Annotated in this window: 10 protein-coding genes; 8 read left to right on the forward strand and 2 right to left on the reverse strand. The window is 71.3% G+C overall.

Annotated features, from left to right (window positions below):
- Positions 1-56 precede the first annotated feature (56 nt).
- From EAO73_RS14325 to EAO73_RS14355, 7 genes are read left to right on the forward strand one after another with little or no spacing between them, the layout of a single operon-like run.
- The gene (locus EAO73_RS14325; RefSeq protein ID WP_147971901.1) at positions 57-1349 is read left to right on the forward strand and encodes an extracellular solute-binding protein; all 1293 of its coding nucleotides are present in this window, start codon (positions 57-59) and stop codon (positions 1347-1349) included.
- Entirely contained in the window at positions 1346-2284 is a 939-nt protein-coding gene (locus EAO73_RS14330; RefSeq protein WP_147971902.1) for a carbohydrate ABC transporter permease, read from the forward strand. Before EAO73_RS14325 ends, EAO73_RS14330 begins: the two co-directional genes overlap by 4 nt.
- 1 nt (position 2285) lies before the next feature.
- Positions 2286-3143: a carbohydrate ABC transporter permease gene (locus tag EAO73_RS14335; protein ID WP_147971903.1), complete on the forward strand. Its 858-nt coding sequence runs from the start codon at positions 2286-2288 to the stop codon at positions 3141-3143.
- Between the two features lie 5 nt (positions 3144-3148).
- Positions 3149-4225 carry a glycosidase gene (locus EAO73_RS14340; protein WP_147971904.1) on the forward strand — a complete coding sequence of 359 codons (1077 nt, stop codon included), beginning with the start codon at positions 3149-3151 and terminating at the stop codon, positions 4223-4225.
- Entirely contained in the window at positions 4222-5442 is a 1221-nt protein-coding gene (locus tag EAO73_RS14345) for a Gfo/Idh/MocA family protein (protein WP_147971905.1), read from the forward strand. Before EAO73_RS14340 ends, EAO73_RS14345 begins: the two co-directional genes overlap by 4 nt.
- Entirely contained in the window at positions 5439-7046 is a 1608-nt protein-coding gene (locus tag EAO73_RS14350) for a glycoside hydrolase family 13 protein (protein ID WP_147971906.1), read from the forward strand. The genes EAO73_RS14345 and EAO73_RS14350 overlap by 4 nt, the downstream gene beginning before the upstream one ends.
- Positions 7027-8418 carry a phosphomannomutase/phosphoglucomutase gene (locus EAO73_RS14355; protein ID WP_147971907.1) on the forward strand — a complete coding sequence of 464 codons (1392 nt, stop codon included), beginning with the start codon at positions 7027-7029 and terminating at the stop codon, positions 8416-8418. The genes EAO73_RS14350 and EAO73_RS14355 overlap by 20 nt, the downstream gene beginning before the upstream one ends.
- Positions 8419-8536: 118 nt before the next feature.
- Here EAO73_RS14355 and EAO73_RS14360 read toward each other — a convergent pair whose 3' ends face one another.
- On the reverse strand, positions 8537-9043 hold the full coding sequence (locus EAO73_RS14360; RefSeq protein WP_147972025.1) for an allene oxide cyclase barrel-like domain-containing protein: 507 nt from the start codon (positions 9041-9043) through the stop codon (positions 8537-8539).
- A 145-nt stretch (positions 9044-9188) separates the two neighbouring features.
- Complete coding sequence (locus EAO73_RS14365) at positions 9189-9842, reverse strand: TetR/AcrR family transcriptional regulator (RefSeq protein ID WP_263576301.1); 654 nt, start codon at positions 9840-9842, stop codon at positions 9189-9191.
- A gap of 228 nt (positions 9843-10070) precedes the next feature.
- On the opposite strand from EAO73_RS14365, the gene EAO73_RS14370 reads away from it, so the two are divergent.
- Complete coding sequence (locus tag EAO73_RS14370; protein ID WP_147971908.1) at positions 10071-11972, forward strand: RICIN domain-containing protein; 1902 nt, start codon at positions 10071-10073, stop codon at positions 11970-11972.
- Position 11973 lies beyond the last annotated feature (1 nt).

The following is an 11973-nucleotide window of genomic DNA, read 5'->3' on the forward strand; positions in this document are numbered from 1 at the left end:
CGACCGGGAATTCCGCGCGGCGACGAGGCCGTGCGTGAACAGTTCGGAGATCAATCATGCTGAGGAGAACGGCGTACGCGCTGCTCGTGCTCGCTCTCGCGGGCACGGCGACGGCCTGCGGCCGGTCGGCTCCCGATCCGGCCGCCGCCGCCGAGGCGCGCGGCCCGATCACGGTCTGGCTTTCCAACAACGCGCAGGAGGTGCAGTGGGGCAGGGCGATGGTCGCCGCCTGGAACAAGGACCATCCCGGCCAGCACGTCACCGCGCAGCAGATCCCGGCGGGCAAGACCTCCGAGGAGGCCATCAGCGCCTCGATCATCGCGGGGACGACGGCCTGTCTCGCCTTCAACACCTCGCCGGCGGCCGTGCCGACCTTCCAGAAGCAGAACGGCCTCGTCTCCCTGAGCGACTTCCCGGACGGCGAGTCGTACATCTCCGAGCGCGGCGGCGCCCTCACCGACCAGTACCGCTCGACCGACGGCGGTTTCTACCAGCTGCCGTGGAAGAGCAACCCGGTCATGATCCTCTACAACAAGAAGCTGTTCGCGAAGGCCGGCCTCGATCCCGAGCACCCGAAGCTCGCCACGTACAAGGACTTCCTCGACACCTCCCGGAAGCTCGTGCGCAGCGGTGCCGCGAAGGCGGCGATATGGCCCTCGCCGAGCAGTGACTTCTTCCAGCCCTGGTACGACTTCTACCCGGCGTTCGCCGCGCAGAGCGGCGGCAGGCAGCTGATCGAGAACGGCAGGCCCCAGTTCGACTCGGCGGCGGGACGGCAGGTCGCGGCGTTCTGGCGCACGCTGTACGCGGAGAAGCTGGCGCCCCAGGAGCAGTACCCGGGCGACTCTCTCAACGACGGCAAGGCCGCCATGGCGACCGTGGGCCCGTGGGCTGTGGCCGCGTACAAGGACAACGTGGACATCGGTGTGGCACCGGTGCCGACCGCCGACGGCGGGAGCGGCAAGCACTCCTTCAGCGACGAGAAGTCCGCGGCGATGTTCAGCTCGTGCGAGAACCGGGCCACCGCCTGGGACGTGCTGAAGTTCGCCACCTCCGCCGCCCAGGACGGGAAGTTCCTGGAGGCCACCGGGCAGATGCCGATGCGCGAGGACCTGACCGCCAAGTACCCCGCCTACTTCGCGAAGAACCCCATGTACAAGGCCTTCGCCGACCAGGCGGAGCGCGTCGTCGAGGTGCCGAACGTCCCGGGCTCCATCGACATCTGGCAGGCCTTCCGCGACGAGTGGACGAAGTCGGTGGTGTTCGGCCGCGAGTCCACGGACGCGGGGCTGCGCAACGCGTCGTCCGAGATCACCCACCTGCTGAACGAGTACGGGGACCCGTCATGAGTGTGAACCTGGATGCGGCGCCCCGCGCCATGGGCACGAGTGCACCCGCTCCTCGCGGCAAGGCACGGCGCGGTCTGTCGCGGGCCGGCGCGCTGTTCGTGTCGCCGTACGTGCTGTTCCTCGTGGTGGTCTTCGCGGTCCCGCTGGTCTACACGGTGTGGATCTCCTTCCACCGCTTCTACTTCACCGCGCCGGGCACGGACATCGACTCCCCGTGGGTGGGTCTGTCGAACTACCGGGACGTGTTCACGGACCCGGTCGTCGGGCAGGCGTTCCTCAACATCCTGATCTTCCTCGTCATCAACGTGCCGCTCACGGTGGGCCTCTCGCTGGTCCTGGCGGCGGCGCTGAACTCGAAGATCCGGGGGCGTGGGTTCTTCCGGGCGGCGTTCTACGTGCCGTATGTGACGGCGAGCGTGGCGCTGGTCGCGGTGTGGCAGTTCCTCTTCGGCTCGGACGGGTTCGTCAACCATCTGCTGGGCTCGCACGCCCCGGACCCGTCGTGGCTGGTCAACTCGCATCTCGCGATGCCGATGATCGCCGTGTTCGTGACCTGGAAGCAGCTCGGCTTCTTCGTGATGCTGTACCTGGCCTCGCTGCAGAACGTCGGCAAGGAGCTGTACGAGGCATCCGCCATGGACGGCGCGGGCAAGGTCCGGCAGTTCTTCTCGGTGACGGTCCCGGGCGTACGGCCGGCGACGACGCTCGTCGTGATCTACGCGATCATCACCGGCGCCAACCTGTTCAGCGAGCCGTATCTGCTGACCGGCGGCGGTGGCCCCGACCACGCGTCGACCTCGCCCGTCCTGCTGATGTACCAGAAGGGCATCGAGCAGGGTCACCCCGACTTCGCGGCGGCGCTGGGCGTCGTCCTCGTCGCCTTCGTGATGGTCGTGTCGATCGCCGCCCGCAAGCTGACCGAGAGGGGCGACTGACATGAGCGCCACCACACCGAGGCCCACCCGTCGCGTCTGCGTCGGCAGCGTCGTCCGCTACGTCCTGCTGTCGCTCGGCGCCGTCGCCTTCCTGTTCCCCTTCTACTACATGATCGTCGGCTCGCTGCGCGGGCAGACGGTCGGTGATCTGTCGGCGGCGGTCCCCTCGGGGCTGACCGGCGACAACTATGCGGCGGTCAACAGCGCGATCTCGCTGGGGCGGTCCCTGCTCAACTCGGGGATCATGACCATCGGGGTGCTGCTCTGCACGCTGGTGTTCGGCGTGCTCGCCGGGTACGCGCTGGCGCAGCTCCGCTTCCGGGGCAAGGGCGCGGTCTTCGCCGCCCTCCTCCTCGTCCAGATGATCCCGTTCCAGCTGCTGACCCTGCCGCTGTACGTGCTCGTCGTCCGCGACTACGGGCTCGGCGACAACTACGTGGGCATGATCCTGCCGTTCGCGATCAACTCGACGGCCGTGTTCCTGTTCCGCCAGTTCTTCGCGCAGATGCCGCAGTCCCTCTTCGAGGCGGCGCGCATCGACGGCGCGAGCGAGCTGCGCATCCTGTGGCGGATCGCGCTGCCGATGGCCCGGCCCGCCGTGCTGACCGCACTGCTGCTGACGTTCATCGGGCCCTGGAACGAGTTCCTGTGGCCGTTCCTCGTCACCAAGGACGCGAACATGCAGCCGCTGGCCGTCTCGCTCGCGAGCTTCCTCTCCAATCTTCAGGGCACGGTGGCCAACCCGGCCGGTGCCCTGCTGGCCGGCGCCTGTGTGCTGGCCCTCCCTGCGGTGGTCCTGTTCCTCCTGTTCCAGCGCCACTTCACCTCTACCGACATCGACTCCGGAGTAAAGGGCTGAACCCCATGAGCACCACCACCGCCACCCGCATCCCGTACCGCATGGTCCGCAAGGGCGTCGTCATGTCCCCCCTGGCCGGTGAGGCGAACGAGGTCGAGGGTGTCCTGAACCCCGCCTCCGGCCGTACCCCGGACGGCACCCTGCACCTGCTGCCGCGCCTGGTCGCCGAGGGCAACGTCTCCCGTGTCGGCCTCGCCGAGGTGACCTTCGACGAGGAGGGCGTGCCGAACGGCGTCGAGCGCCGCGGCACCGTCCTCTCCCCGGACGAGGGCTGGGAGCGCGGCAAGAACAACGCCGGCGTCGAGGACCCGCGCGTCACCTGGATACCGTCGCTCGGCAAGCACGTCATGAGTTACGTGGCCTACGGCCCCCTCGGCCCGAAGCCGGCGCTCGCCGTCTCGGAGAACCTCACCGACTGGACCCGCCTCGGCCCGATCCAGTTCGCCTACCAGCCGGACCTGGACACCGACCTCAACCTGTTCCCCAACAAGGACGTCGTCCACTTCCCCGAGCCGGTCCCGGGCCCGGACGGCGAGCCGGCATACGCGATGCTGCACCGCCCGATGTGGGACCTGGGCTGGTTCCGCCCGGGTGAGGGCGTCCACCTGCCCGCCGGGGTCACCGACGAGCGGCCCGGCATCTGGATCAGCTACGTCCCGGCCGCCGAGGTGGAGGCCGACATCACCGCGCTGACCCGGCCGCGCGACCACCGGCTGCTGGCTCTGTCCGAGTTCCCCTGGGAGTCCCTGAAGATCGGCGGCGGCCCCGCCCCGATCCGGGTCCCCGAGGGCTGGCTGCTCATCCACCACGGCGTGTCGGGCTCCATCGAGGACCCGTGGGCGCAGAACCAGGACGTGTCGTACGCGGCCGGCGCGATGATCCTCGACCCCGCCGACCCGTCCCGTGTCCTCGCCCGCTCGGACCAGCCGCTGATGGCGCCGGAGACCGAGGAGGAGCGCTCGGGCACCGTCCCGAACGTCGTCTTCCCGACGGCGATCGAGGAGATCGACGGCGAGCTGTACGTGTTCTACGGCATGGCCGACGCGCACATCGGCGTGGCCCTCCTGGAGCGCACGGCATGACCGACGGCGCCCTCGGAATCGGCCTGGCCGGCTGCGGCGGGTTCGCGGAGTTCGTCCTGGACGCGATCGCCGGGCTGCCCGGTCTGCGGCTCGCGGCGGTCGCCGATCCGTCGCGGGAGCGGGCCCGGCTGCTCGGTGAGCGGCACGGCGTCCCGGCGCTCGGTTCGCTGGACGAGCTCCTTCAGCGGGACGACGTGGCGGCCGTGCTGATCGCCACCCCGCCGGCCACCCATGCCGCGATGGCCACGGCCGCGCTGCGCGCGGGGCGCCATGTCTTCTGCGAGAAGCCTCTCGCCACCACGACCGAGGACGCCTCGGCGGTCGTCCACGAGGCGCGGCTCGCCGGGCGCGCCCTGGTCGTGGACCATGTGCTGCGCTACAACCCGCTGCTGCGGGCCGTGAAGCGGCTGACCGGACGGGGGCTGCTCGCACCGCCGCGCCGGTTCCTGTTCGAGAACGACGCGTCCGACGAGGACCTGGGGCCCGGTCACTGGTTCTGGGACCCGGCGCACAGCGGCGGCGTCTTCATCGAGCACGGCGTCCACTTCTTCGACGCCGCCCGCGCGCTGCTGGGCTCCGACCCGTTGAGCGTGCGGGCCACCGCGGTCGCCCGTCCGGGCGGCCCGGTCGACATGGTCAGCGCCGATGTCGTGCACCCCGGGGGCGTGCTCGCCTCGCACCTGCACTCCTTCACCCATGCCCATCGCGCCGAGCGGCAGCTGATGCGCCTGGACCACGGGTTCGCGGAAACGCGGATCACCGGGTGGATCCCCGTGTACGCGGAGATCACTGCGTGGGTGGACGAGGCGGGTGCCCGTGCCTGGCAGGAGCTGCCGCGGCTGCGGGACGACCTGCTGGCCGTCGAGGGGTTCCGGCCCGGCGGCGGTGAGCGGATCACCGTGCACGTGGAGCGGAACGCCGGGTCCGCCGCGCCGGCCCGGGGCCGGGGCGAGGAGCGGACCGTCCCGCACCGGGTCACCGCCGTCCTCGACCTCGGCGGCGAGGCGCGCAAGCCGTACGTGTACGCGCAGAGCGTGCGCGCGGCGATGGCCGACCTGGTGCGCTCGGCCCGGGAGGGTACGGCTCCGGTGGCCGGCCCGGTCAGCGGGTTCGCGGCGGTCGCGGTCGCCGAGGCGGCCACGATCGCCGCCGCGACGGGCACCGGGCAGAGCGTCCTGTCCCCCGGCCCCGCCCTCTCCCAGGGAGTGTCCGCATGAGCTGGTGGCAGGACATGGTGTGCTACGAGGTCCACCCCCGGGCCTTCGCCGACGCGAACGGGGACGGGACCGGCGATCTGGCGGGCCTGACCGCGCGCCTGGAGCACATCAGGGACCTGGGCGCGGACGCCGTGTGGTGCACCCCGTTCTATCCGTCCCCGCTGGCCGACGGCGGCTACGACATCTCCGACCACACGGGGGTGGCGCCGGACCTGGGCACCGGCGCGGACGCCGCCCGGCTGACCGCCCGCGCCCATGAGCTGGGCCTCAAGCTGATCGTCGACCTCGTCCCGAACCACACCTCCGACCGCCACCCGTGGTTCCTGGGCGCCCTCGCGGCGGGCCCGGGATCGGCGGAGCGGGAGAGGTACCTGTTCCGGGCCGGCCGGGGCGAGACCGGCGAACTGCCGCCCAACGACTGGCAGTCGGCGTTCGGCGGGCCCGCCTGGACGCGCGTCGCGGACGGTGAGTGGTACTGCCATCTGCACGCCCCCGAACAGCCCGACCTCAACTGGCGGGACCCGAAGGTGCGCGACGCCTTCACGGAGGTGCTGCGGTACTGGCTCGACCGGGGCGTGGACGGCTTCCGGGTGGACGTGGCACACGCCCTGTTCAAGGCGGAGGGCCTGCCGGACGCGGGACCCGGGCAGCACACCGACCCGCTGCGCAACCACCTCATGCCGTACTACGACCAGGAGGAGCTGCACCCGCTCTACCGCGAGTGGCGGGCGCTGCTCGACACCCATCCGGCGCCCCCGGGTGCGGTGGCACCGCACGACCGAGTGATGGTCGCGGAGTCCGCCGTCTTCGACCCGGAACGCCTCGCCCGCTACATCAGGCCCGACGAGATGCACCAGGCCTTCAACTTCGCGTTCCTGGAGGCGGCGTGGGACCCGGCGGAGCTGCGCCGCGTCATCGACGACTCGTTCGGTGTGCCGGGCGCGGCCGTCACCTGGCTGCTCTCCAGCCATGACGCGGTGCGGCCGGTCACCCGGTACGGCTCCCTCGCGCGGGCCCGTGCCGCCGCGCTGCTGATGCTGGCGCTGCCGGGATCCGCGTACCTCTACCAGGGCGAGGAGCTGGGCCTGCCCCAGGCCGAGGTGCCCGTCGACCGCATCCGCGACCCGCTGTGGGAGCGGTCGGGCCGCACGGAGCGCGGGCGCGACGGGGCGAGGGTGCCCCTGCCCTGGTCCGGTGAGCGGGCACCGTACGGCTTCACCACGGCGGACGCCGGGGACACCTGGCTGCCGCAGCCCGCGGACTGGGCCGGACTCACCGTCGCCGCGCAGGAGGCGGACCCCGGCTCCACGCTCGCCCTGTACCGGGCGGCTCTGCGGCTGCGGCGCACCCATCGCGCACCGGACCCGGCGGCCCCGCCCGTCTGGCTGTCGGCACCGGGCGCGCCCGTACCGGCCTTCCGGCGCGGAGAGTTGGCGTGTGCGGTCAACCTGGGTGCCGAGCCCGTACGCGTGCCCGGCCGGCCGCTGCTCAGCAGTGGACCGCTCAACGGGGGCGCGCTGCCGCCCGACACGGCCGTGTGGTTCCTCGCCCCGGCTTCTTCCCGTACCGCTCATGGAGACACCGATGACGACGCACGCGACTGACCCGACGCCCCGGACCGACCTGTCCGGGCTCGTCAAGGCGTACGACGTGCGCGGGGTGGTGCCGGACCAGTGGGACGAGTCGACGGCGGAGCTGTTCGGTGCCGCGTTCGTGCGGGTCACCGGGGCCGGGGCGATCGTGACCGGGCACGACATGCGACCCTCCTCCCCCGGTCTGGCCCGAGCCTTCGCCCGCGGCGCCACCGGGCAGGGAGCGGATGTCACGGAGATCGGCCTGTGCTCGACGGACCAGCTGTACTACGCGTCCGGGTCGTTCGGGCTCCCCGGCGCCATGTTCACCGCCTCCCACAACCCGGCCCGCTACAACGGCATCAAGCTGTGCCGGGCCGGTGCCGAGCCGGTGGGCCAGGACACCGGCCTCGCCGGGATCCGGGCGCTCGTGGAGCGGTGGACGGACCACGGCGCGCCGGCCCAGGCCGCCCGCGCGGGACGCGTCACCGGGCAGGACACCCTGGCCGGATACGCCGCGTATCTGCACTCCCTGGTGGACCTGTCGTCGATCCGCCCGCTGAAGGTGGTGGTGGACGCGGGCAACGGCATGGGCGGCCACACGGTCCCGACGGTGCTCGCGGGGCTGCCGCTGACGGTCGTGCCGATGTACTTCGAGCTCGACGGCACGTTCCCGAACCACGAGGCCAATCCGCTGGAGCCGGCGAACATCGTCGATCTCCAGGCCCGGGTGCGCGCCGAGGGCGCCGATCTCGGGCTCGCCTTCGACGGCGACGCGGACCGCTGCTTCGTCGTCGACGAGAACGGCGGCCCGGTCCCGCCGTCGGCCGTCACGGCCCTGGTCGCCTCGCGCGAGCTGGCGCGGCACCCCGGTGCCACGGTCATCCACAACCTCATCACGTCCCGCGCGGTACCGGAGGTGATCCGTGAGGCGGGCGGCACCCCGGTCCGCACGCGGGTCGGCCACTCCTTCATCAAGGCGGAAATGGCCCGCACCGGGGCCGTGTTCGGCGGCGAGCACTCCGCGCACTACTACTTCCGCGACTTCTGGAACGCGGACACGGGCATGCTGGCGGCCCTGCACGTCCTCGCCGCCCTCGGCACCCAGGACGGCCCGCTGTCGTCACTGACCAGCCACTTCGAGCGGTACGCCGCGTCGGGAGAGATCAACTCCACGGTCACCGACCAGCCCGGCCGCACAGCCGCCGTACGCGCGGCGTGGGAGTCCCGCCCCGGCGTCACGGCGGACACCCTCGACGGCCTCACCATCGGCGGCGCGGACTGGTGGTTCAACCTCCGCCCGTCCAACACGGAACCGCTGCTGCGGCTCAACGTGGAGGCGCGCACGGAAGACCTCATGTGCGCGGTGCGGGACGAGGTGCTGGCAACAGTACGGGAGGGCTGACCGGCCGGGCACAATGCGGCCCGTGAGCCCGCACCACAAAGTCGTCCTCACCTGCTTCCTGCGCGACGACGGTGCTGAACGCCACGTTCGGGGACGGCGTGACGCGCCCCGGTCCCCGCTACTCGGCGCCGTCGGTCAGCGTGACCGTGAGGGAGTCCTCGTCGCGGGTGAGGTGCTCGATGGTGATCGAGCCCTCCGCGCCGTCGTAGTTTCCGGTGCCGCCGGTGACGGCGAACTCGTGGGTCCACTGCCGTGAGTTGGCGGGCAGTTCGGTGACGGCGGGGAGCGGCCGCTGGAAGGCGGTGGCGGCCGTGATCATGCCGTCGTCCAGGCTCAGGACCAGGGTCGCCATGACGTACGAGCCGTCGGGCCCGACGTTCACGGGCAGGCAGTGCGCGTTCTCGGTGCCCACGCTGCGGCCCTCGGCGTCCGTCAGGTCGTAGCGCACGTAGTACGGGACGCCGGCCGTCAGGATGTCCGGGATGTTCGCGCCCGTGCGCGTGCCCTTCAGGGCGAGCAGCCGGTCGGCCCTCGGTGCCGCGTGGGCGGTCGTGGCCGTCCCGGCCACCAGTCCCCCGGCGATCGTCGCCGCCGAGGTCAGCTGCAGCATGCTCCTGCGGTCCATGTCGGTCATCCCGTGCCTCACACCCTTGCTCGTCGTGTACGTGGATGCGCACTCGCACCCCACGGCCAACGGCACCGGGGGCCGGATGGGATCGCCCCGTGGCGGAAGATCACTGGAACGCAGGAGCGCCGCGTCGTACCGCCGTTCAGCCGGCCGGTCCGAACCGGTCGGGGGCCAGTGACTTCAGCAGGGCGGTGAGTACGAGGTCCGTCGAGGCGGCCATGTCCACGGAGCCGGGCGCCAGGAGCCATTGCACCTGCAAGCCGTCCATCACGGCGATGACGGCGTTGGCCGCGTTCTCGACCTTCTGCGTCTCGTCGTCGGGGAGGTCGCACGCCTCGCGGAGGGCGTCGGCGACGAAGGTCCGCAGGCCGTCGTAGCGGTCCCGGAAATAGGCCTGCGCCGGATGGTCGTCCGTGACGGACTCGGCCGACAGGACGGCGTAGAGACGGACGATGCCCTCGCGTTCGGCGTTGCGGGTCGCCGTGTCGACGAGGTGGCGCAGGAAGGCGAGGCCGTGCGGGCGGTCCGGGCCCAGTTGCCCGATGTCCGACTCGTCGCGGAGTTCGAGGACGCTGGTGAGCAGGAGCGCCTTGGACCGGAAGTAGTGCAGGACGCCGGCCTGGGTCAGGCCGGCCCGGTCGGCGATCTCGGCGAGCGAGGCGTTGTTGTAGCCACGGGCGGCGAAGGTGTCCATCGCGATGTGCAGGATGTCCCGCTGCCGCTGTTGCGCCTCCGGGCTCCGGGGCGTGCGGGGCCTGGCCGAACGGCCGGGCTTGCCTGCTGACTGGTTGCTCACCGGCACAGCTTAGACCGGCCGTAATGCCGGGCGGGCGGGGCCTCGGACGCGCTGACCTGGGCCCGTTCGGGGTGCGGGGAACGCCGTGCGGCAAAGCCGTACCGACTACTTACTAACCACTTAGTGGGTGTGCTTTCATAGCGCCGTCATCCCAGGGAGCCACGCCCCGCCACGGCTCCGCCGGATGCGCCATGTCCTCCCCCAGGCATGACCGAAGGAGAGCCGCACATGTCCCACGACAGTCCCCCGCGCCCCAGGGCGCGTGCCGCATGCGCCGCCCTGGCCATGGCCGTCGCGGCCATCGGCCTGGCCGGCAGCGGAACGGCCGCCCAGGCCGCCGACCCCACCGCGCAGGTATGGGTCACCACCCCCGACGGCGCGAAGAAGCTGTCCGCCGAGGGCACCGTCGCCTTCACGGGCTCGCCGCAGAGCGTCGACATCCGGGTCGACGGCACCAGCAAGGGCCAGCGGTTCACCGGGGCGGGCGCCTCGGTCACCGGGGCCTCGGCCCATCTCATCCAGGGCCTGTCGCAGGACAAGCGCAACGCGCTGATGACCTCGCTGTTCTCGTCCGCCGGCGACGGGATCGGGCTCAGCTATCTGCGCCAGCCGCTCGGCAGCAGCGACTTCAACGCGGACAGCAGCCTCTACACCTACGAGGACAGTCCCGGGTCCTTCTCCATCGACCGGGACAAGGCCGAGATCATCCCGGTCCTGAAGCAGGCCACCTCCGTCAACCCGGCCATCCGCTTCATGGGCACCCCCTGGTCGCCGCCCGCCTGGATGAAGACGAACAACGCCCTCAACGGCGGCAGCCTCAAGCCGGAGAGCTATCAGGCGTACGCCGACTACCTGGTCAAGGCGATCAAGGCGTACGGGCAGCAGGGCATCACACTGACGGACCTCACCGTCCAGAACGAGCCGGAGTTCGCGGCGAGTTACCCGTCGATGACCATGACGTCCTCGCAGCAGGCGGACTTCTTCAAGGTGCTCGACCGCACACTGACGGCCGCGAACCTGCCGACGAACCTGCTGGCCTTCGACCACAACTGGGACCACCCCAACTACCCGTTGGAGGTGTTCAACGGGACCCCGGGCATGAGCCGGGTCATCGGTGCGGCGTTCCACTGCTACGGCGGCAACCCCTCCGCCCAGCAGCAGGTCGTCAATGCCGGCAAGCGCGTCTTCTTCACGGAGTGCTCCGGCACCGAGAGCGCCGACCGGTCCACCACGTTCGCCGACACCCTCAAGTGGCACGCCGAGAACCTCGTCGTGCAGAACATGCGCAACGGCGGCGAGACCGTCGTCGACTGGAACCTGGCGCTCGACCAGAACGGCGGCCCCCACCAGGGCGGTTGCTCCGACCGCTGCAACGGGGTCGTGGAGATCGCGAACGGCAATGTGACGCGCAACGCCGAGTACTACGTGCTCGGGCACGTCGCCAAGTTCGTCAAGCCCGGTGCCACCCGCATCGGCTCCACCAGCCAGGGCAGCGGCGGCGTGGAGAACGTCGCCTTCCAGAACCCCGACGGCACCCGTGCCGCTTACGTCGTCAACTCCGCCACGAGTTCCCAGCAGTTCTCGCTGACCGACAACGGCAGGTCACTCGTCTACACCCTGCCCGCCGGCGCGGTCGCCACCTTCGTGTGGAGCGGCACGGACGGCGGTACGACGGAGCCGCCCGCGGGCTCCATCGACTCGTCGGCCTGGTACCGCGTGAAGAACGCCAACAGCGGCGCCTGCCTCGACGCCGCCGACTGGGGCACCGCCGACGGAACCGCCCTCCAGCAGTGGAGCTGCTCCACCGGCGCCAACCAGAGCTGGCAGTTCCGGCCCGCCGGCGACGGCACCTACCAGGTCGTCAACCGGCACAACACGAAGGTGTGGGACGTCGACGGCGGACCCGGCGCCACGGCCGCCGGTACCAAGGTGCACCTGTGGTCGTACGTGGGCGGCACCAACCAGCAGTGGCGCGCCGAGCCCTCCGGCGCGGCCGGCCAGTTCCGTTTCGTCGCCCGCAACAGCGGCAAGTGCCTGGCCGTGGACGGGGCTTCCACGGCCAACGGGGCGCACCTGTCGCAGCAGCAGTGCGACGGATCGACGGCGCAGAGGTTCTCCCTGAACAGCTGAG

This window comes from Streptomyces sp. col6 (assembly GCF_008042035.1).
Classification (GTDB): Bacteria; Actinomycetota; Actinomycetes; order Streptomycetales; family Streptomycetaceae; genus Streptomyces.

Bases quoted from the DNA above. Each gene is read 5' to 3' on its own strand.
- EAO73_RS14325 (WP_147971901.1), top strand. From the start codon at position 57: ATGCTGAGGAGAACGGCGTACGCGCTGCTCGTGCTCGCTCTCGCGGGC.
- EAO73_RS14330 (WP_147971902.1), top strand. From the start codon at position 1,346: ATGAGTGTGAACCTGGATGCGGCGCCCCGCGCCATGGGCACGAGTGCA.
- EAO73_RS14335 (WP_147971903.1), top strand. From the start codon at position 2,286: ATGAGCGCCACCACACCGAGGCCCACCCGTCGCGTCTGCGTCGGCAGC.
- EAO73_RS14340 (WP_147971904.1), top strand. From the start codon at position 3,149: ATGAGCACCACCACCGCCACCCGCATCCCGTACCGCATGGTCCGCAAG.
- EAO73_RS14345 (WP_147971905.1), top strand. From the start codon at position 4,222: ATGACCGACGGCGCCCTCGGAATCGGCCTGGCCGGCTGCGGCGGGTTC.
- EAO73_RS14350 (WP_147971906.1), top strand. From the start codon at position 5,439: ATGAGCTGGTGGCAGGACATGGTGTGCTACGAGGTCCACCCCCGGGCC.
- EAO73_RS14355 (WP_147971907.1), top strand. From the start codon at position 7,027: ATGACGACGCACGCGACTGACCCGACGCCCCGGACCGACCTGTCCGGG.
- EAO73_RS14360 (WP_147972025.1), bottom strand. From the start codon at position 9,043: ATGGACCGCAGGAGCATGCTGCAGCTGACCTCGGCGGCGACGATCGCC.
- EAO73_RS14370 (WP_147971908.1), top strand. From the start codon at position 10,071: ATGTCCCACGACAGTCCCCCGCGCCCCAGGGCGCGTGCCGCATGCGCC.